The following is an 18,685-nucleotide window of genomic DNA, read 5'->3' on the forward strand; positions in this document are numbered from 1 at the left end:
CCGCTGCCTGTCCGGTCAAACAGGGTGCACTCCACCATCGCTTGCCCGGTGCCGGGCGTGATCAGAGACAGGCGCAAGGCCTCGGCCTTGTCGTCGATCCAGCTCTTGAGCACACCGCGGATCGCCGGCAGCATCTGCGCCTCGGTGAACGAGAAGGGCTCCTCGGTCAGTTCGGCAAAGCGGGCGCCCCGGTAGCCGATGCCGGCGACCTCTAGGGACAGTGGTGCGGCTTTTAGGGACAGTGGTGCGGCTTTCAGCCGGTCTAAGGTCATCATGGGCAATCCTGCTCTCTGAGCGATGCAAAGCGGGCGCGAGCGCGAGCGCGGTTAGCGCCCGGCGGCTGTTCAGCCAGAGGTGACGTTTGTGCGGTACTGGATCGGGTCGGTGTTGGGATTGCCCCCGCCCCAATGCTGAGGAACAGGTGCCCCGCGGCGTTCGCACCGAGCCCGATCACCGCGCGCACGTCGAGCGGCAGGCCGCCATTGTTGCCGATCAGCGAGCCGGCGTTCGTACCGTCGACCAGCAGGCTCGCCCCGCGGATGAGGATCGGGGCGCCGTTGTCGGAGCGGATGTGGTCGTCGTAGGTCTTCGAACCCGTCGTGCGGTTCGGCCGGCTGAAGAAGATTTGGTTCGAGCTGAAGCTCGCCTGCAGCCAGAGGCCGGCGCAGAACGTCGTCCCATCGGCGAGCGGTGAGTTGTCGGCCTTCTCCAGGAACCCGATCTGGCGATCCGTGACGGACCAAGCACTACCGTCGCTGTTGGCGACGCCGCCAGTGAAGGCGAGCGCTCCGTAGGTGTTGCGGCGGCGACGAACCGAAGCATTGTTCAGCAGAATGATGGTGGTACCGGCGTTGGCCTGCCGGTCGAGAACCGCGTCGATATCATTGAGCGCCAGCCTGATCCGGTCGGCGGATTGTAAGGCATCACGATCTCCAGGCGCGCGGACGCAACAGATCGGCGAGAGTTTCAGGAAGGCCAGGGATGGTGGGCGAGTCGCCGCGTCAGGCGGCGTAGGAGAAGACGAGCCGGGTGTGCGGCGGCGCGATCGCGTTCACCACGGACTCCAGATCACGCGCCAGCACGAAGCCTTCGAGCGGATCGTAGTCGCACTCACCTTCGTCTATGCGGAACCACGTCTCACCGGCTGCTCCGACGCGGACGATCCAGTATTGCCAGACGGTCTCGTCCGACATCTGGTCGCCAGAGTTCGGATCCGACGGAAAAATGAAGCCTGCGAGGGGGTGCCATCGGCGCCCATCTCGTCGTCGCAAGTGAAGTAAGTCTTTTGGATCGCGTTGCCGATGCACTCTGAAACATCGCACAGGAACTGCGTCGGCTCCTCAATGGTGATGATGTAGCCGAGGCTCTTAGCGAGGCAGACGAAGTAGGCGGGCGACTAGCCTCCGAGGCTGGCGAATTTCGCCCGGACCGCCGCCTGCCGCACCGGTAGACCGCCCTCACCAGTGGCGCACGTCCCTGGCAGACCGAGCTCCCGCTCCCAATCCGGCAGGGTGTAGGTGGTCGCCGACGGGAAGGCTTGCGTCGCCGCGGTCCAGTCGAGACCGAGATGGCCGGCTTTCCACGCTGCGAAGGCCCGCCACACCTTCCTTTGAACGGGCGCGGCCCCTTTCTTTGCCATCGCCGGCCTCGTCAGTCCCCCAGGTGGGTCCGGGCGGGCAGAGCGGCAGGATCTGCGGCAGAAGGCTGTCGGCGGTGGGCTGTGCCTCCTGATCGGCTACCGAGGGTGGCTCGGTCGCCGTCCCGGTTCAGCAGGTAGTCGCCGGACATGCGATCCATGTATGCCGCAAAGGATGCTGGCCGGTATGACGAAACCCGCTTCTATGTGCAAGCGGGGATTGGATTATCGTTTTTTCACAATAAGTTGACGAAGGCAAAGTGGCGGAGGGAGCGGGATTCGAACCCGCGATACCGTTTCCGGTATACACACTTTCCAGGCGTGCGCCTTCAACCACTCGGCCACCCCTCCGTCCGCGAACCGGGCACCCGGGCGCGCACGCGGCGCGCCGGGCGGCCAGTGCCGCGCGGTGCCGTGCTGTTAGCCGGGTGCGCCGTCCGGCGCAAGGCGCAGACGGCCAGGCGATGCGAAAACCGCCCGGCCGCGTCCCTCACCCCTCAGCGCCCTCGAGGTGGAAGCGGACATGCTCCACGTTCGCCCGCTCGAAGGCCTGCATCACGTGCTGGTAGGAGCGCTCCATGGCGTTGTCCTCGACGCCCGGGCTGTCCTCGGGCTTGAGCACGAACATCAGGAGCGAGCGCCCGGTCACGTCGTAGCCGGAACCGAACTTGAAGCTCTCCACGTCCTGGCTGTCGGGCAGGTTGGTGTCGAGGAGCCGCGTCCAGGCCACGCCGCCGATCGATTCCGGCAGCGTGAACGTCACGAGGTCGTGGTAGGCGTTGAACATAATCAGCAGCGTCGCGTCGCCGCCCCGGCGGTGCAGGCCGGTGGCCTGGGCGCGCCCGTCGAGCTGGACCGCGAAGGCCCGGGCCTCCCCGTCCGACCAGTTCTCACCCGCCATCTCGCTGCCATCCGGCCGCAGCCACGTCACGTCTTTGACGCCGAACTCCTCGTCGTACTGGCCGGTGAGGAACCGCCCGCGGCTCAGGATCGGCAGGGCGTTGCGCAGGATGATTAGGCGCTGGGTGAACTCGGCCAGATCCCGCTGCTCGTCGCCGATCGCCCCCCAGTCGAGCCAGGAGACCTCATTGTCCTGGCAATAGGCGTTGTTGTTGCCCTTCTGGGTCCGGGCGAACTCGTCGCCGGCGAGCAGCATCGGCGTGCCGCGGGACAGGAACAGCGTCGCCAGCATATTGCGCATCTGGCGCAGGCGCACCGCCCGGATCTCCGGATCGTCCGTGGGGCCCTCCACCCCGTAATTGTACGAGAGGTTGTGCGAGTGGCCGTCGCGGTTGCCCTCGCCGTTCGCCTCGTTGTGCTTGTCGCTGTACGAGACCGTGTCGTGCAGGGTGAAGCCGTCATGGGCGGTCAGGAAGTTCACCGAGGCCCAGGGCTTGCGCCCGCGCTTGTTGAACTTGTCGGCTGAGCCCGTGATGCGCGCCGCCAGATCCGGCAGCAGGCCGCCATCACCCTTCCAGTAGGCGCGGACGTCGTCGCGGAAGCGGTCGTTCCATTCGGCCCAGCCGGGCGGAAAGCCGCCGACCTGGTAGCCGCCCGGGCCGCAATCCCACGGCTCGGCGATGAGCTTCACGTTGTTGAGCACCGGGTCCTGCCGGCAGGTGTCGAGGAAGCCGCCGCCCTCGTCGAAGCCGTAGGGCTCGCGGCCCAGGATCGTGGCGAGGTCGAAGCGGAACCCGTCCACCTGCATCTCATGCGCCCAGTAGCGCAGGGAGTCGGTGACGAGCTGTAGCACCCGCGGATGCGACAGGTTGAAGGTGTTCCCCGTGCCGGTGTCGTTGATGTAGTAGCGCGGATCGTTCGGCAGCAGCCGGTAGTAGGAGGCGTTGTCGACGCCCTTGAACGACAGGGTCGGCCCCTTCTCGTTGCCCTCGGCGGTGTGGTTGTAGACCACGTCGAGGATCACCTCGAGGCCGGCGCCGTGGAAGCGCGAGACCATCTCCTTGAACTCGGAGAAGGCGAAGTCCGGTACCGCCGCGTAGCGCCGTGCGGGGGTGAAGAACGAGATCGTGTTGTAGCCCCAGTAGTTCACCAGCCCCTTCTGCTCGAGGTAGTCGTCCTGCACGAAGGCATGGACCGGCAGCAGTTCCACAGAGGTGACGCCGAGGCTCTTGATGTAGTCGAGCACGTCCCGATTGCCGAGGCCCGCATAGGTGCCGCGCAGCTTTTCCGGCACCCGCGGGTCGAGCTTGGTCATGCCCTTGACGTGGGTCTCGTAGACGATGGTCTTCTCCCACGGCACCAGCGGCTTGTGGTGCCGCCCCCAGGTGAAGGCGGGATCGATCACCCGCGAGCGGCGGGTGTAGGGTGCGCTGTCGCGCTCGTCGAAGGTCAGGTCGTCGCCCGTCTCCATCTGGTAGCCGAACAGGGCCGGATTCCAGGTGATCGAGCCGACGAGCCCCTTGGCGTAGGGGTCGATCAGCAGCTTGTTGGGATTGAACCGGTGGCCGGCCTTCGGCTCGTAGGGGCCGTGGACCCGATAGCCGTAGATCGTGCCCGGGCGGGCGTCCGGCAGGTAGCCGTGCCAGATTTCATCCGTGTATTCGGGCAGCTCGATCCGCTCGATCTCCTGCTCACCCTGATCGTCGAACAGGCAGAGCTCGACCTTGGTGGCGTGGGCCGAGAACAGGGCGAAGTTGACGCCGAGCCCGTCCCAGGTGGCGCCGAGCGGGTAGGGTTGGCCTTCCTGAATGCGCGAGCGGGTCGCGCGGGCCTGCAATGCGGGACGTCGGGAATCGGACATGAACACTCCGGAACGCGACCCGCCCGGGCACGTGCCGCGACGGGGAGCCTCTGGAGAACGTGCTGCAAACAGCGAAGCTCCCGCATTGCCGCAAAAATCACGGGTGCCTTGCAGCCGCCCCTCAGTTTGAGGCCGCTGCCGTGAAGCTCCGGTCCACGGCCCGCCCGACGTCGAGGGGCCTCGGCAGGACGCCGTACCGCGTCGCCCGGTCCGAGGCCTCCTGAACCTCCTTCACGACGCCGTTGTCGAGCGCGATTGGGCTGGTCCGCTGTGCCGTGTAGGCCGCGCGCAGGACGTCTTCGGGCAGCTTGGTCAGGCTGGCCGTGTTCTGTGCGTAAGCATCGAGATGGTCCAGCGACCAGAGCCGGGCCTTGTTCAGGCGGGTCAGGAAGTCCTGCAGGGCGGCCCGCTTGGTGGCGATGGCGCTGTCCGAAGCGACGATGAAGGTGAGGGTCGGCGTCAGGCCCGCGCCGTCCGCAATCGGGCGCGCCTGATCCTTGAGCGTCGCGAACGAGACGTAGGGCTCCCAGACCGCCCAGGCATCCACCGAGCCGGCCATCAGCGCGACCTTGGCGTCGACCGGGTTGAGTGGCGCGAAGGTAGCCTCGGATGGTGCGATCCCGGCTTTCTCCAGGGTCGCGCTGATCAGGAACTGGCCCCAGCCGCCGCGGGTGCCGGCGAGCCGCTTCCCCTTGAGATCCGCGGCCGATTGGATCGGCGAGTCCTGGCGGACCAAGATGGCCTGCGTCCGGGCGTCAGACCGGGTGCCGCCGATCGCCTTGATCGGTGCCCCGGCCGCGTAGACCGTGAGGAAGGAGAGGTCGCCGGTATAGCCGACATCGAGGGCGCCGGCGTTAAGCGCTTCCAGGATCGGCGCGGCGGCGGGGAATTCCGACCACGCGATCCGATACGGCAGATCCTTCGCGTAGCCGGCAATCTCGAGGAGTGACCGGTTCCCGCCCTTCTGGTCGCCGACCCGCAGGACGATCTCGTCCGCGCGGGCGGCCACCGCCGAGGCCAGCGTCAGTGCGGCGAGCAGCGCCCTGGCGAGCTGGGGAGCGGCGGGGCGCGGGTGCGATCCGATGAGCATGGGGCCTGCCGCGATACGCTGCCCGCCCGATGCGGGGCTGTTCGGTGGAAAGTCGAGTTTATGCTTGCAGCGAAAGCGGTCAATGAAAAGAAAATCTGTATTATCTGCGGCCGATGCGGAGAATGACATCCGATATAGCCGCGCGGAGAGACGAACGTCTTTCTCCGCCTGTCGCACCGATCAGCGGGCGGGCGGAAACGCGTCCGCCAGATAGGCCCGCACGAAGCCCGGCATCCGCGCGTCATCGATGTCGGCGAGGCCCCGCACCACGTGCATCCCGGCGAGTTCCGGCTCGCCCTCACCGCCGAGATGGTCGGCGATGCGGGCGACGAGCCGCTCGGCCGGTTCGGGGAAGCGCACCGGCCGCAGGAAGGCAAGCTGCCCCTCTCCCTCCAGCAGGACCCACGCGGTTTCGGCCCCCTCGGGCAGCGCGAGACCGGTCTCCTCGGCGAGTTCCCGGGCAGCGCTGCCGGTGAGATCGACACGGGCGCCGCGCACGTCGTCCGGGTCCGGGGTGCCGCAGGGGAAGTAGAGCTGGCCGGCATTGGCCGTGTGGGCCCCCATCTCGCCGAGCAGGACGGCGCCGTCCGCCGTCCAGGGCACGATCGCCGCGAAGGCGTTGGCGATGCCGGCCTCGGCGTGGGGCATGTCGCGGTAGTAGGTGAAGGTGGAGTAGCGCGTCGCGAACAGGTCGAGGCGGGCGACCCCATCCGCGACGGCGTGGTCGCAGCACAGCAGGACGGTGCCGTCGAACATGCCCGGGCTGCGTTGCAGCCGGGTCTGCCAATGGGCTGCGATGGCGGCTTCGTGCGCGCGGGGGAAGGCCCAGTCGTGATCCACGAACCGCGCCGCCACGTCCGCGACCCCGGTGATCCGGAAGCCCTCAGACATGCAGGGTCCCGTCCGACAGGATCACGGCGCCGCCGCCGATCTCGACGCCCTGCAGGGCGCCGGCCGCGATGGTGAGCTGGAGCGCGATCGCGCTCGGCCGCCCCATCGCCTCTCCCTGGCGGATCGCGACGTCGTGGGTGCCGTCGCCCAGCGCCTCGAACTGCATCAGCACCCCCGCGAAGGCGGAGGCCGCCGCGCCGGTGGCGGGATCCTCCGGGACGCCGAGATTCGGCGCGAACATGCGGACCCGCCAGCTCCGCCCGGCGCCCTCGGGATCCGGGGTGTAGAGGTAGAGCCCGTCGGCCGGATCGGGCGCCTGGGCCGGGCGGGCCGCGTCGAGGGCGGCGATCGAGGCCACCGGCACGCAGGTGAAGTTCGGTCCCACGCCGTGGCGGCTCGGCGCGTGCCGGCCGGTGCCGATGTCGCCGGGCTCGAGGCCAAGCAGCGGCGCCAGCACCGCCGGCTCCGGGCCGGGCCCGAGATATTCCGGCAGAACCGGGAGCCGGAACCGGGCCCGGCCGCCGCTGCCGTCCGCCCGGGTCTCGACCACGCAGGGGACGATCCCGATCCCCTCCTCCAGGCCGAAGGCCCGGGCATCGCCGCGGGCCGGGTCCTGCAGCGCCAGCAGCACGGCAGTGCCCACCGTCGGGTGCCCGGCGAAGGGCAGCTCCCGGCCGGGCGTGAAGATGCGCAAGGCGGCCCGGTGCCGAGCCTCCGTGGGCGGGAGGACGAAGACCGTCTCCGACAGGTTGAATTCCCGCGCGATGGCCTGCATGGCGGCGGTGTCGAGCCCCTCCGCATCGAGCACCACGGCGAGGGGATTGCCGGCGAGCCTCTGCTCGGTGAACACGTCGAGGGTGACGAAGCGGCGCGCCATCGTGTCGATCCTTGTTGCTCTCTGCGGACTTGGCCGGAGGTCGTGCCCTCAGACCGCCTCGACCGGAAACCGCGCGCTCGGGTTCACGTATTCCTCCTGCGCGGCCACCGTCAGGATCTCCCGGGACCCCGCCTCGGCGGTGCGCTTGAGCAGACCGTAGATCGAGGCCGCCGCCGCACCGAGCGCCGCCTCGGCCGAGCGGGTCCGGGCGTAGTGCACCAGAAACAGGGCCGCGATGCAGTCGCCCGCCCCGTTCACCGCGATGGAGAGCCGCGGGGTGCGGACGCGGAACACCCGCCCCTCCGCGCCCGCGAGCAGATCGATGCTGTCGGCGGGCGTGTCGGCGCAGAGCGCCGAGGTGACGAGGACCACCCGCGGCCCGCGCGCCTGGAGCGCCGCGATCGCGGCTCCGGCCTCCGCCAGGGTGCCGCTCGGCAGGCCGGTGAGGAGGCCGAGCTCGAACTGGTTGGGGGTGAGGATGTCGGCGGCAGGGACCGCGCGCTCGCGCAGGAACGCCTCGATGCCGGGCCGCACGTAGACGCCCTCCTCGACGTCGCCGATCACCGGGTCGCAGCAGTAGAGCGCCCCCGGGTTCGCCGCCCGCACGGCGTCCACCGCCTCCAGGATCGCCGCACCGATTTCGGCCGAGCCCATGTAGCCCGACAACACCGCGTCGCAGGTGGAGAGCACCCCACGCTCGCCGATGCCCTGCACCACCGCGCGGATCATCGCCGCGTCGAAAACGGGGCCGCGCCAGGCCCCGTAACCGGTGTGGTTGGAGAACTGAACTGTATGGACCGGCCAGACTTCGACCCCGAGCCGCTGCATCGGAAACACCGCCGAGGCGTTGCCGACATGGCCGTAGGCGACGTGGGACTGGATCGATAGGACGTTCAACGCAGGACTCGCTCGTCGTCCTGCTACGGTTAGCTGGTTCCGGCGCCGCCTGCACCCCCGTCCCTTGCCGCCCTCCCCCGCGCGCCTCAGATGGGACCGACCCTCCTTGCCCCAGAGCCCCATCCAGAGCCCATGGACCTCGAAGCCCTCCGCACCACGACCCTTGCCTTCGTGGAGGCGCACAAGGCCTGGACACCCGTCATCGCCGGCGGCCTCGCATTCTGCGAATCGATCGCGGTCCTGTCGCTGTTCGTGCCGGCGACCGTCATCCTGGTCGGCATCGGGGCTCTCGTCGGCGGCGCCAACATCCCGTTCTGGCCGGTGGTGATCGCCGCGGCGCTCGGCGCCGCCCTCGGGGACTGGATCTCCTATGAGGCCGGGCGCTGGCTCGGGCCGGAGGCGAAGACCAAGTGGCCGCTGCGGCGCTATCCCGAACTCATGGCCAAGGCCGAGGCCTTCATCGGCCGCTGGGGCATCGCCGCGGTGGCGCTGGGGCGCTTCTTCGGGCCGGCCCGCGCCCTGGTCCCGCTCTTCGCCGGGATCCTCGGCCTGGCGCGGCTGCCGTTCCAGCTGGCCAATGTCGCCTCGGCCCTGGTCTGGGCCTTCGTGCTGCTGGCGCCCGGGGCCGGGCTGCTGACTTGGCTCGACCGATGAAACCGGCTCGACCGCCGGCCCGGCTCGACCGCTGATGCGCCGCTTCCCGCCCGAGCGGATCGTCTGCCTCACCGAGGAGACGGTCGAGACCCTGTACCTCCTGGGTGCGGAGGAGCGGATCGTCGGCGTCTCCGGCTACGCGGTGCGCCCGCCCCAGGTCCGCCGGGAGAAGCCGCGCGTCTCGGCCTTTACCAACGCGGACATCCCGAAGATCTTGGCGCTGGCGCCGGACCTCGTCCTGGCCTTCTCGGACCTCCAGGCCGGCATCGTCGCCGACCTCGCCCGCGCGGGCGTGGCGGTGCACCTGTTCAACCAGCGCGACGTGGCGGGCTGCCTCGCCATGGTGCGGACGCTCGGCGCCCTCGTCGGCCTGCCGGAGCGGGCCGAGACCCTGGCGACGGGTTTCGAGGCGCGGCTGGCCGAGGCCGCCGCAACGGTGCGGGACTGGCCGCCCCCGCGCGTCTACTTCGAGGAGTGGGACGCGCCGATGATCTCCGGCATCGGCTGGGTCTCGGACCTGATCGGCCTCGCGGGTGGCCGGGACGTGTTTCCGGAGTTGAGCCGTCAGCCGGCCGCGAAGGACCGGATCGTCACCGCCGAGCAGGTGATCGCGGCCGCGCCCGACGTGATCCTCGCCTCGTGGTGCGGCAAGCGGGTCAATGTCGAGCGCATCCGGTCCCGGCCCGGCTGGGCGTCGATTCCGGCGGTGCGCGACGGCCGCATCCACGAGATCAAGTCGCCGCTGATTCTGCAGCCCGGCCCGGCCGCGCTCACCGACGGGTTCGACGCGATCCGAGCCTGCCTCGGGTGATCGCCCCGGGGTGATGCCGCGCCGCAGGTGACGGACCGGTCGCGACTTGGCAGGATGTGCCGATTCGGTACAGACGCATCCCCCGAGATTGATGTCCGCTTCCCTCGGCCTTCCCGACACCGCGCCCGCGATCACCGAGGCGCTGCTGCCGACCGACCGGCGGCAATCGCCCACGGCCCTGCGGATCCAGCGCGGCGTGCGCCGGCTGTTCTCCGAGATGGGCTGCGTCACCCTGCCGGAATTCTCCCTCGTCAACGGCCGCCGCGCCGACGTGATCGCCCTCTGCGGCGCCGGCAAGCTCACCATCGTGGAGATCAAGTCGAGCGTGGCGGATTTTCGCGCCGACCGGAAATGGCCGGATTACCGCGACTTCTGCGACCGGTTCTTCTTCGCGATCCCCGAGGACGTCCCGGAAACGCTGATCCCGGAGGAATGTGGCCTGATCGTAGCCGACGCCTACGGAGCCGGGATCCTGCGCGAGCCCCCCGAGCACCCGCTGAGTGGGGCCCGCCGCAAGGCCGTCACGCTCCGCTTCGCCCACAGCGCCGCGCGCATCCTGCACGCTCTGGTCGATCCGGGCGCGGTGCGCGAGGGGGCACTCTAGGTCGCGGCCGGCACCGCAACCCTCGGCTGACCCGGTATTCATCCGACCAGGAAACGTCCTAGAACGGCCGCGCTTGCCGGAGTTCCGGCGCCGAGCCCGGTTCATCGATGACATCCGTCGCCCTGTTCGAATTGATCCTCGGCCTGCTCGGCGCGGCCCTGCTGCTGTCGCTGGCGGCCGGGCGCCTGGGCTTCCCGCCCGCCGCGGCCCTCGTCATTGGCGGCATGGCGCTGGCGGTGGTGCCGGGCTTGCCGGCCTTCGATCTCGATCCGGACCTGATCATGGTCCTGTTCCTGCCGCCGCTCCTGCTCGAATCCGCCTACTTCACCGTCTGGCGCGACTTCCGGGCGAGCCTCGGGCCGATCCTGTCCCTGTCCCTCGGCGCGGTCCTGTTCACGACTCTCGTGGTCGGGCTGGTCGCCCACGCGGTGGTGCCGTCCCTGCCCTGGGCCGCCTGCTTCGCCCTCGGCGCCATCGTCTCGCCGCCGGACGCGGTGGCCGCCAAGGCGGTGCTGGCCCGCGTCGCCCTGCCCCGGCGGATGATCACCGTCCTGGAGGGCGAGAGCCTCGTGAACGACGCCTCGGGCCTCGTGCTCTATCGCTTCGCGGTGGCGGCCGCGCTGACCGGCACCTTCAACGCCTGGGCGGCGGCCGGCAGCTTCGCGTGGCTCGCGGTGGCGGGCGTGGCGGTCGGGATCGCCTGCGGGATGGCTGTGACCGCCGTGATCCGGCGGATGCACGATGCCAACGCCATCACGGTGCTGAGCTTCCTCGCCGCCTACGTCGCCTACCTCGCGGCCGAGGAGATCCACGCCTCCGGCGTGCTGGCTGTGGTCGCCTGTGGCCTGACGTTGGGCGGCCGGGAGCACGACACCTTCGACGCGCATGCCCGTCGCCATTCCGTGGCGGTGTGGGAATTCGTGGTCTTCGTGCTGGAGGCCCTGGTCTTCGTGCTGATCGGGCTGGCGCTCCGCGGCGTGCTGGCGCGGACCGGCGGCCAGCTGGGGTCGCTCTCGGCGGAACTGCCGCTGGCGCTCGCCGTCACGGCGACCTGCGTCGTCGCCCGCCTGCTCTGGGTGTTTCCCGCCGTTTACTTGCGCCGGCTCCTGTCGCCGCGGTTCCGCGCGCAGGAACCGGCCCAGAGCCCGGCTGTGCCGCTGATCGTCGGCTGGGCCGGCATGCGCGGGGTCGTGACCCTGGCGGCCGCTCTGGCGCTGCCGGTGGACTTTCCCGGCCGCGACGCGACCTTGGTGGCAGCCTTTGCGGTGATCCTGTTCACCGTGCTGGTGCAGGGCACGACTCTGGGGCCATTGATCCGCCGGCTCCGCCTCGACCCCGTGGCGCACCTCCCCGACGGCCATCTCGACGCGCCGATGGCTCGCGTGGTGGTAAACGAGGCTGGGCTCACCGCCTTGGAGGGCTTGGTGTTCCCGGAGACCGGGGCGCTGCAGCACCCGCGCCTCGTCGAGGAGTACCGCCGCCGGGTGCGGGCCACGTCCCGGGACCGCGACGAGCGCAAGGCCCTGGAGACCGAGAAGTACGAGCATTTCGCGGCCGCACTGCTCGCCGTGCGGTCAGGCCGCTCGGCGCTGATCGACCTGCACAGGCAGAACCGGATCCACAGTTCGGTGCTGCGGCAGCTGGAGACGGAAATCGATCTGGAGGAACTCCATCTCAAGCGTCTGGCCGGGACCGCGCCGGCCCACGGTTAGGTCACGGCTGGACCGTGGCGCGGCCCTCAATGGGCGGCGCAGCCGTCCGCCGACCGGCCGTAGCCGCTGTAGACGACCCGCACCTTGTGCCGGCAGGTCCCCTCGGACGTTGCGGCCGCCACCGGGGCGACCTCCACGGGCTCGACCCGCAGGGTCGCGGCCACCGGCTGGTCTTCGGAGGTGGCGAGCGCGCGGCTCGCGCTCATCACGAAGGGCGTGGCCGCCAGCGACGAGATTGCGAGCGCGGCGAAGACGGCGATATTCTTGCGGCCGAAGGTGTTGCGGGTGCGAGCATTGAACATGACGGGTCGTCCGACATCTTGTGTTCGGCAGCGCTGAGGTGCCGAGATCCCCTGTTGCGCTGATAACTTGGCCGTCAGCTCGGCGGTTCCGGCTTATTGCCCAAAAACCGCCACGCTTGGGTGTCGCGGCGCACGCGGGACGCCGGCGCTCAGAGGATCCTGCGGTACTGCACGAAGCCCGACTTCTCGGCGATCCGATCGTAAAGCTGCATCGCGTCGGTGTTGGTCTCGTGCGTCAGCCAGTGGACGCGGGAGCAGCCGGCCGCCTTGGCCGCCGCGTAGACGTGCTCGATCAGCCGCCGTCCGATTCCGAGCCCCCGGGCATTGTCTGCCACGAACAGATCCTGGAGGTAGCAATAGTCGCCGACCGTCCAAGCCGAGCGGTGGCGGATGTGGTGGACGAGGCCGACCGCTTCGGCGCCGCGCCAGGCCAGCGCGCCGTCGACCGGCTCGGCGGGGTCGTTGAGGCGCTGCCAGGTGGTATCGGTGACGGCGTTCGACAGGTCGACCTTGTAGAACGCCTGATAGCCCTGCCAGAGCGGCAGCCAGGCATCGCGGTCCCCGGCGCCGATCGGGCGGATCGCAAGGGCGGCCGTGTCAGCGTTCATGATGGTCTCCGGGTGTAGTTGAGTCCGATCGGACCACCATTCGGCTCGAACGCGCAAGCCGCCCCGCCTTGCACCCCTGCCCGCCCGCACCTAAACCGGCCCGCCAGCGGCCCGAGCCGCCGCGCGAGCCCGAGTCTCCGACACCCATGTCCCAGAAAAAATCCTTCCAGGGTCTGATCCTGACGCTTCAGGAATTCTGGGCGGCGCAGGGCTGCGTGATCCTCCAGCCCTACGACATGGAGGTCGGCGCCGGCACGTTCCACCCGGCCACGACCCTGCGGGCTCTGGGCCCGAAGCCCTGGAAGGCGGCCTACGTCCAGCCCTCGCGCCGGCCCAAAGACGGCCGCTACGGCGAGAACCCCAACCGGCTCCAGCATTATTACCAGTTCCAGGTGATCCTGAAGCCGAATCCGCCGAACCTGCAGGAACTCTATCTTGCCTCACTGGCCGCCATCGGCGTCGACCTGAAGCTGCACGACATCCGCTTCGTCGAGGACGATTGGGAGAGCCCGACGCTGGGTGCATGGGGGCTCGGCTGGGAATGCTGGTGCGACGGGATGGAGGTGTCCCAGTTCACCTATTTCCAGCAGGTGGCGGGCTTCGAATGCGCTCCCGTGGCGGGCGAGCTCACCTACGGGCTGGAGCGGCTCGCCATGTACGTCCAGGGCGTCGAGAACGTCTACGATCTCGACTTCAACGGCGCCGAGGGTCCGGACCGGATCACCTACGGCGACGTGTTCCTGCAGGCCGAGCAGGAATATTCCCGCCACAATTTCGAGGCGGCCGACACCGCCATGCTGTTCCGCCAGTTCACCGACGCGGAGGCCGCCTGCCGGTCCTATCTTGCGGCGGGCGCGCCGGAAGCGGAGGGCGAGCGCCACCGCATGGCGCAGCCGGCCTATGATCAGTGCATCAAGGCGAGCCACGTCTTCAACCTGCTCGACGCGCGCGGCGTGATCTCGGTGACGGAGCGCCAGAGCTACATCCTGCGGGTGCGGGATCTCGCCAAGGCCTGCGGCGCGGCGTGGCTGAAGACCGCGGCCGGGGGCGCGTGAGACGCTGCCGCAGGTTTTCCGAGCCGCGACCGTAGCGAAGCGATCCGGCGGGCGCGACAACTCCCGACGTCGCGCTGCCCTGGGTCGCTTCGCTGCGCTCGCGAAGACAGAGCGGAGCCCCTTGCCCGCTCGTGCGTTGCAACCCCCGCCAACCGGCGCGCTTCGGCGCGTCCGCAGACGCGGGAACCTCGTGATGAAGAAGACGATCCTCGCCCTCAGCCTCCTCGGTTTCAGCCTCGCCTCTGCGCTGGCGGCCGATCCAGGCCCGGAGGCCGTGGTCAAGAAGCTCTACGCCGAGCCGCACCCGAATCACTCCGCGGTCTACTCGAAGCGGCTGCAGGGCCTGTTCGACGCCGACGCCAAGCAGGCCAACGGCGCCACCGGCAACCTCGATTTCGACTACCGTCTCAACGGCGAGCCCCTGAAGCCCGACACGGTGAAGAACCTGACCTTCAAGGAGGCCACCGAGGGCAAGGACCAAGCGAAGGTCACGGTGGAGCGCAAGGGCGGCGACGGCTCGAAGGCGATCGTCTACGACCTCGTGCGCGAGGACGGCGGCTGGAAGGTCTCCGACGCCCACGCGATCGGCGACCGCAAGTGGCAGCTCTCAACCATCCTCAAGGGCGAGGCGCGCTGAACCCGGAGCTTCGACCCTCGACAGGTGTGCGGCGCGGCGATATGGCCGCGCCATGCCCGACCTCCTGCTCGAACTCCGCTCGGAAGAGATCCCCGCCCGCATGCAGCGGCGCGCGGCGGAGGATCTCAAGAAGCTCGTCACCGACGCCCTGGTGGAGCGCGGCTTCCTGTACGAGGGCGCCAGGGCGTTCTCGACGCCGCGCCGACTGGCCCTGCACCTCGCCGGCCTGCCCGCCCGGGGCGAGGCTGTCCGGGAGGAGCGTCGCGGCCCGCGGGTCGGCGCGCCCGATGCGGCCGTCCAGGGTTTTCTGAAGGGCGCGGGGCTGACGAGCCTGGATCAGGCCAAGACCGTGACCGATCCGAAGAAGGGCGAGTTCTACCTCGCGGTGATCGAGCGGCCCGGCCGCGAGACGCTGGACGTCCTCGCCGAGATCCTGCCGGAGATCATCCGGACCTTCCCTTGGCCGAAATCCATGCGCTGGGGCGCGGCCTCGGCCGAGCCCGGCGCCCTGCGCTGGGTGCGTCCGCTGCAGTCGATCGTCGCCACTTTCGGGCCAGAGACTGAGACGCCTGAGATCGTGCCGTTCTCAATCGGCGGGATCGCGGCTGGCACGGTGACCTACGGCCACCGCTTCCTGGCGCCGGAGCCGATCGAAGTCCGCCGGTTCGACGACTACATCCAGGCGCTGGAGCGCGCGAAGGTCATCCTCGATCCTGAGCGGCGCAAGGACGTGATCCTGCACGATGCCCGCGACCTCGCCTTTGCCCGCGGCCTCGACCTCGTGGAGGACGAGGGCCTGCTGGAGGAGGTGTCGGGCCTCGTCGAATGGCCAGTGGTTCTGATGGGCTCGTTCGACGACGCCTTCCTCGACATCCCCGCCGAGGCGATCCGGGCCACCATCCGGGCGAACCAAAAGTGCTTCGTGCTGCGCAAGGGCGGCTCGGAGGAACTGGCCCCGGCCTTTATCCTGGTCTCGAACCTCGTGGCCTCGGATGGCGGTCAGGCGATTGCCGCCGGCAACGAGCGGGTGGTGCGGGCGCGCCTCTCGGACGCGAAGTTCTTCTGGGAGACCGACAAGGCGATCCGCCTCGAAGACCGACTGCCGAAGCTTGACGCCATCGTCTTCCACGAGAAGCTCGGCACGCAGGGGGAGCGGATCGACCGCATCGCCGCGCTGGCGAGGGCGCTGGCGCCGCTGGTAGGCGCCGACCCGGCGCTCGCCGAGCGCGCCGCGCGCCTCGCCAAGGCCGACCTCGTCACCGAGATGGTCGGCGAGTTCCCCGAGCTGCAGGGCCTGATGGGGCGCAAGTATGCGGCGCTCCAAGGCGAGCACGACAGCGTCTGCGCGGCCATCGAGGAGCACTACAAGCCGCTCGGTCCCTCCGACCGGGTGCCGAGCGATACGGTCTCGATCGCGGCGGCGCTCGCCGACAAGCTCGACACGCTGGCGGGTTTCTGGGCGATCGACGAGAAGCCGACGGGGAGCAAGGACCCGTTCGCATTGCGCCGGGCGGCCCTGGGCGTGATCCGCCTGATCCTCGATCGCGGCTTGCGCTTGCGCCTGCTCGAGCAGGTCGCTGCGGCGGATCGCGGTCTGGCTGGGCGGGCCGGTGCGGATGCGAGGGATCTCCTCGCCTTCTTCGCCGACCGCCTGAAGGTTTATCTTCGCGATCAGGGGGCCCGCCACGACCTGATCGACGCCGTCTTTGCCCTACCCGGCCAGGACGACCTGCTCATGGTGGTCCGTCGGGTCGAGGCGCTCGCCAAATTTCTGGACACCGAGGACGGGAAGAACCTGCTCGCGGGCTACAAGCGCGCGGCCAACATCCTGCGCATCGAGGAAAAGAAGGACGGCCGCGCCTACGACGCCGCGCCCGATTCAGGCCTCGCCGCCGCGGGCGAGCCCGCCGAGCGGGCGCTCGCCGAGGCCTTGGCAAAGGCGCGGGAGACGGCCTCGGCGGCCATTGCCCGGGAGGACTTCGCCGGGGCCATGCAGGCGCTCTCGACGCTGCGCGCTCCGGTGGACGCGTTCTTCCAGGACGTGACCGTCAACGCGCCCGATCCGAAGCTCCGCGAGAACCGCCTGCTGCTGCTCAACGCGCTGCGCGCCGCGACGCGAGAGGTTGCGGAGTTCGCCAAGATCGAGGGGTGAGGCCGAGCCTTCCCCGCGGATGACCGGCTTCGGAACGGAGCGCGGGTCCCCTCTCCCGTGCGGGAGAGAGGCAGGGTGAGGGGTGCGACCGCTCCGGACAGTTCTCGACCCTCACTCCACCCCTCTCCCGCACGGGAGAGGGGGCGCGTTGCGCCTTGCACGGACCCTTTTGAGGGCCCCTCACCCGTGATCGTGCCCGGCATGATCCTCCAGCTCCGGCAGGGTCAGTCCGAAATGGCTCACCAGATCGGCCACCTGCCCGGGGCTCAGCTGCCGCGGGTTGAGGTTGCGGAGCAACAAATAAAGCTTGGCGGTCTCCTCCAGCTCCTCGGTGGCGAAGACCGCGCCCTCCAGGCTGTCGCCGGCCACCACCGGGCCGTGATTGGCGAGCAGCACCGAGCTGTATTTCCCCGCCAGCCCCCGGATCGCGTCCGCCACGGCCGGGTCGCCCGGGCGGTAATAGGGCACGAGCGCCGTCCCGCCGGTGCGCATCAGGTAGTAGGGCGTCAGCGGCGGCAGCACCTGCCGCGGGTCGATCTCTGGCAGCATCGACACCGCCACCGCGTGGGTCGAGTGCAGGTGGACGATGGCCTTGGCGCTGCTCCGGCTCTCGTAGAGCGCGCTGTGCAGCGGGATCTCCTTGGTGGGCTTGTCGCCCGAGACGAGGCGCCCCTGATCGTCGAGCCGCGAGATCCGCGCCGGGTCGAGGAAGCCGAGTGACGCGTTGGTCGGTGTCACCAGCCAGCCGCCGTTGGCCAGGCGCAGCGAGATGTTGCCGGACGAGCCCGGCGTCAGGCCGCGCTCGAACAGCGAGCGGCCGTAGCGGCAGATCTCCTCGCGCAGCCGGCTCTCGTCGCTCATGCGGTCGCTCCCTCGATCAGCTCGAACCCGAGATCGATTTTTTTCGGGCCATCGCCCATCAGGCAGGCGGCGGCCTGCCGGCCGATCTCGAGACGCGGCGTGCGCACCGTCGACAGGGGCTGGGGCATCGCGGCCGCGAAGTCGAGCCCGTTGAAGCCGAACAGCGCGATCCGCCCCGGAACCGCCAGCCCCGCGGACAGGCAGGCGAAGTAGCCGCCGAGCGCCATGTCGTCGTTGGAGAAGTAGACCGCGTCGAGATCCGAGTGGCGCGCCAGCAGCGCCTCGAGCCCAGCCCGTCCCGAGGCCGGCGAGGACGGCCCCAGCCGGATCCCTTTGCCGTAGAGCGCTAGGCCCGCCTCCCCGAGCGCGGCTTCGAACCCCGCCAGCCGCTTGGCCGCGCGCAGGTCGACCGCGAGATCGTGGCCGAGATAGGCGATCCGGCGGTAGCCGCGCGCGACGAGGTGGCGGGCGCTCGCCGCCCCCACGGCCCGGTTGGAGAAGCCGACCACGGCGTCGATCCCCTCCCCGTCCGTGTCGATCATCTCGACCACACGCACGCCGCTGGCCCTGGCCAGGGCGACCGTCCCGGGATTGTGCTCCAGCCCGGTGAGCAGCAGCGCCGCCGGCCGCCAGGACAAGAGCGCGGCGGCCAGCGCCTCCTCCCGGTCAGGGTCGTAATCGCTGACGCCGATCACGCAGGGGATGCCCGCGGCATCGAGGGCGCCGGTCAGGCCGCGCAGCAGGTCGGGGAAGACCACGTTGGCGAGCGACGGGATCACGACCCCCACGAGCCGGGCGCTCGCCCCCTGTCCCGCGAGGCTGCCGGCGAGGCGATTCGGGACGTAGCCGAGTCGGGCCACCGCCTCCGCCACGCGCTCGCCGGCGCGCTTGGAGTAGGAGCCGTGATTGCGCAGGACCCGCGAGACCGTGCTCTCGCCGACCCCGGCCGCGCGGGCGACGTCGGTGAGGGTGACGAGCCGCCCCGGCGGCTGGATGTCGTCCATAGCCCCGCTCTCCCGGCGCGGTTTTTCGCGCGACGCCCGTCGCACCTCCCATCCACGCCCCTGATCCTGAGGTGACCGCGGAGCGGGCCTCGAAGGAGGGCTCCGGAGTTCGCGGCGCCCCAGGATCAGGGGC

Annotated in this window: 18 protein-coding genes and 1 tRNA gene; 7 read left to right on the forward strand and 12 right to left on the reverse strand. The window is 69.9% G+C overall.

Features of this window, described 5'->3' with window-relative positions; genetic code table 11:
- Window positions 1-1,001: 1,001 nt before the first annotated feature.
- The 8 genes from CIW48_RS09015 to pdxY form a co-directional block, all read right to left on the reverse strand.
- Window positions 1,002-1,193, reverse strand: coding sequence for a hypothetical protein (locus CIW48_RS09015; RefSeq protein ID WP_149310499.1), 192 nt, complete (start codon window positions 1,191-1,193; stop codon window positions 1,002-1,004).
- A gap of 203 nt (window positions 1,194-1,396) precedes the next feature.
- Window positions 1,397-1,639, reverse strand: coding sequence for a DUF2313 domain-containing protein (locus tag CIW48_RS09020; RefSeq protein WP_149310500.1), 243 nt, complete (start codon window positions 1,637-1,639; stop codon window positions 1,397-1,399).
- Window positions 1,640-1,897: 258 nt separating this feature from the next.
- Window positions 1,898-1,987, reverse strand: a tRNA-Ser gene (locus tag CIW48_RS09025).
- 139 nt (window positions 1,988-2,126) lie between these two features.
- The gene (gene glgX, locus CIW48_RS09030; RefSeq protein ID WP_149310501.1) at window positions 2,127-4,397 is read right to left on the reverse strand and encodes a glycogen debranching protein GlgX; all 2,271 of its coding nucleotides are present in this window, start codon (window positions 4,395-4,397) and stop codon (window positions 2,127-2,129) included.
- A gap of 121 nt (window positions 4,398-4,518) precedes the next feature.
- Window positions 4,519-5,487, reverse strand: a complete 969-nt coding sequence (locus CIW48_RS09035; protein WP_149310502.1) for an ABC transporter substrate-binding protein — start codon at window positions 5,485-5,487, stop codon at window positions 4,519-4,521.
- A gap of 180 nt (window positions 5,488-5,667) precedes the next feature.
- Window positions 5,668-6,378, reverse strand: coding sequence for an NUDIX hydrolase (locus CIW48_RS09040; RefSeq protein ID WP_149310503.1), 711 nt, complete (start codon window positions 6,376-6,378; stop codon window positions 5,668-5,670).
- Window positions 6,371-7,255 carry a PhzF family phenazine biosynthesis protein gene (locus CIW48_RS09045; RefSeq protein WP_149310504.1) on the reverse strand — a complete coding sequence of 295 codons (885 nt, stop codon included), beginning with the start codon at window positions 7,253-7,255 and terminating at the stop codon, window positions 6,371-6,373. The genes CIW48_RS09040 and CIW48_RS09045 overlap by 8 nt, the downstream gene beginning before the upstream one ends.
- A 48-nt stretch (window positions 7,256-7,303) precedes the next feature.
- Complete coding sequence (gene pdxY / locus CIW48_RS09050) at window positions 7,304-8,152, reverse strand: pyridoxal kinase PdxY (RefSeq protein WP_149310505.1); 849 nt, start codon at window positions 8,150-8,152, stop codon at window positions 7,304-7,306.
- Window positions 8,153-8,284: 132 nt separating this feature from the next.
- Here pdxY and CIW48_RS09055 point away from each other — a divergent pair, with 132 nt between their 5' ends.
- From CIW48_RS09055 to CIW48_RS09070, 4 genes are all read left to right on the forward strand, one after another.
- A complete protein-coding gene (locus CIW48_RS09055; RefSeq protein ID WP_149310506.1) occupies window positions 8,285-8,806 on the forward strand; it encodes a DedA family protein in 522 nt (173 codons plus the stop codon).
- Between the two features lie 34 nt (window positions 8,807-8,840).
- On the forward strand, window positions 8,841-9,617 hold the full coding sequence (locus CIW48_RS09060; protein WP_149310507.1) for a cobalamin-binding protein: 777 nt from the start codon (window positions 8,841-8,843) through the stop codon (window positions 9,615-9,617).
- 91 nt (window positions 9,618-9,708) lie between these two features.
- Window positions 9,709-10,221: an MmcB family DNA repair protein gene (locus CIW48_RS09065; protein ID WP_149310508.1), complete on the forward strand. Its 513-nt coding sequence runs from the start codon at window positions 9,709-9,711 to the stop codon at window positions 10,219-10,221.
- A gap of 107 nt (window positions 10,222-10,328) precedes the next feature.
- Window positions 10,329-11,933, forward strand: coding sequence for a Na+/H+ antiporter (locus CIW48_RS09070; RefSeq protein WP_149310509.1), 1,605 nt, complete (start codon window positions 10,329-10,331; stop codon window positions 11,931-11,933).
- 26 nt (window positions 11,934-11,959) lie between these two features.
- Here the strand turns inward: CIW48_RS09070 and CIW48_RS09075 are convergent, their stop codons facing one another.
- Both CIW48_RS09075 and CIW48_RS09080 read right to left on the reverse strand, forming a co-directional pair.
- The gene (locus tag CIW48_RS09075; protein ID WP_149310510.1) at window positions 11,960-12,235 is read right to left on the reverse strand and encodes a hypothetical protein; all 276 of its coding nucleotides are present in this window, start codon (window positions 12,233-12,235) and stop codon (window positions 11,960-11,962) included.
- A gap of 149 nt (window positions 12,236-12,384) precedes the next feature.
- Complete coding sequence (locus CIW48_RS09080) at window positions 12,385-12,843, reverse strand: GNAT family N-acetyltransferase (RefSeq protein WP_149310511.1); 459 nt, start codon at window positions 12,841-12,843, stop codon at window positions 12,385-12,387.
- Between the two features lie 146 nt (window positions 12,844-12,989).
- On the opposite strand from CIW48_RS09080, the gene CIW48_RS09085 reads away from it, so the two are divergent.
- The 3 genes from CIW48_RS09085 to glyS all read left to right on the forward strand — a co-directional run bounded on the left by CIW48_RS09085 (window position 12,990) and on the right by glyS (window position 16,687).
- Window positions 12,990-13,898, forward strand: coding sequence for a glycine--tRNA ligase subunit alpha (locus CIW48_RS09085; protein WP_149310512.1), 909 nt, complete (start codon window positions 12,990-12,992; stop codon window positions 13,896-13,898).
- A 193-nt stretch (window positions 13,899-14,091) separates the two neighbouring features.
- Window positions 14,092-14,535 (forward strand): DUF3828 domain-containing protein, encoded by a 444-nt coding sequence (locus CIW48_RS09090; protein WP_149310513.1) that lies wholly within the window; start codon window positions 14,092-14,094, stop codon window positions 14,533-14,535.
- 52 nt (window positions 14,536-14,587) lie between these two features.
- Entirely contained in the window at window positions 14,588-16,687 is a 2,100-nt protein-coding gene (glyS, locus tag CIW48_RS09095; protein ID WP_149310514.1) for a glycine--tRNA ligase subunit beta, read from the forward strand.
- Window positions 16,688-16,867: 180 nt separating this feature from the next.
- Here glyS and CIW48_RS09100 read toward each other — a convergent pair whose 3' ends face one another.
- Together CIW48_RS09100 and CIW48_RS09105 are read right to left on the reverse strand one after the other, a co-directional pair.
- Window positions 16,868-17,548: an aldolase gene (locus CIW48_RS09100; RefSeq protein ID WP_149310515.1), complete on the reverse strand. Its 681-nt coding sequence runs from the start codon at window positions 17,546-17,548 to the stop codon at window positions 16,868-16,870.
- Complete coding sequence (locus CIW48_RS09105; protein WP_149310516.1) at window positions 17,545-18,552, reverse strand: LacI family DNA-binding transcriptional regulator; 1,008 nt, start codon at window positions 18,550-18,552, stop codon at window positions 17,545-17,547. The genes CIW48_RS09100 and CIW48_RS09105 overlap by 4 nt, the downstream gene beginning before the upstream one ends.
- Between the last annotated feature and the right edge of the window lie 133 nt (window positions 18,553-18,685).

Origin of the sequence: Methylobacterium sp. P1-11 (genome assembly GCF_008329595.1) — a bacterium.
GTDB lineage: Bacteria > Pseudomonadota > Alphaproteobacteria > Rhizobiales > Beijerinckiaceae > Methylobacterium.

Coding starts and splice junctions, on each gene's coding strand:
- CIW48_RS09015 (WP_149310499.1), bottom strand. CDS start 1,193: ATGTCGGACGAGACCGTCTGGCAATACTGGATCGTCCGCGTCGGAGCA.
- CIW48_RS09020 (WP_149310500.1), bottom strand. CDS start 1,639: ATGGCAAAGAAAGGGGCCGCGCCCGTTCAAAGGAAGGTGTGGCGGGCC.
- glgX (WP_149310501.1), bottom strand. CDS start 4,397: ATGTCCGATTCCCGACGTCCCGCATTGCAGGCCCGCGCGACCCGCTCG.
- CIW48_RS09035 (WP_149310502.1), bottom strand. CDS start 5,487: ATGCTCATCGGATCGCACCCGCGCCCCGCCGCTCCCCAGCTCGCCAGG.
- CIW48_RS09040 (WP_149310503.1), bottom strand. CDS start 6,378: ATGTCTGAGGGCTTCCGGATCACCGGGGTCGCGGACGTGGCGGCGCGG.
- CIW48_RS09045 (WP_149310504.1), bottom strand. CDS start 7,255: ATGGCGCGCCGCTTCGTCACCCTCGACGTGTTCACCGAGCAGAGGCTC.
- CIW48_RS09055 (WP_149310506.1), top strand. CDS start 8,285: ATGGACCTCGAAGCCCTCCGCACCACGACCCTTGCCTTCGTGGAGGCG.
- CIW48_RS09060 (WP_149310507.1), top strand. CDS start 8,841: ATGCGCCGCTTCCCGCCCGAGCGGATCGTCTGCCTCACCGAGGAGACG.
- CIW48_RS09065 (WP_149310508.1), top strand. CDS start 9,709: ATGTCCGCTTCCCTCGGCCTTCCCGACACCGCGCCCGCGATCACCGAG.
- CIW48_RS09070 (WP_149310509.1), top strand. CDS start 10,329: ATGACATCCGTCGCCCTGTTCGAATTGATCCTCGGCCTGCTCGGCGCG.
- CIW48_RS09075 (WP_149310510.1), bottom strand. CDS start 12,235: ATGTTCAATGCTCGCACCCGCAACACCTTCGGCCGCAAGAATATCGCC.
- CIW48_RS09080 (WP_149310511.1), bottom strand. CDS start 12,843: ATGAACGCTGACACGGCCGCCCTTGCGATCCGCCCGATCGGCGCCGGG.
- CIW48_RS09085 (WP_149310512.1), top strand. CDS start 12,990: ATGTCCCAGAAAAAATCCTTCCAGGGTCTGATCCTGACGCTTCAGGAA.
- CIW48_RS09090 (WP_149310513.1), top strand. CDS start 14,092: ATGAAGAAGACGATCCTCGCCCTCAGCCTCCTCGGTTTCAGCCTCGCC.
- glyS (WP_149310514.1), top strand. CDS start 14,588: ATGCCCGACCTCCTGCTCGAACTCCGCTCGGAAGAGATCCCCGCCCGC.
- CIW48_RS09100 (WP_149310515.1), bottom strand. CDS start 17,548: ATGAGCGACGAGAGCCGGCTGCGCGAGGAGATCTGCCGCTACGGCCGC.
- CIW48_RS09105 (WP_149310516.1), bottom strand. CDS start 18,552: ATGGACGACATCCAGCCGCCGGGGCGGCTCGTCACCCTCACCGACGTC.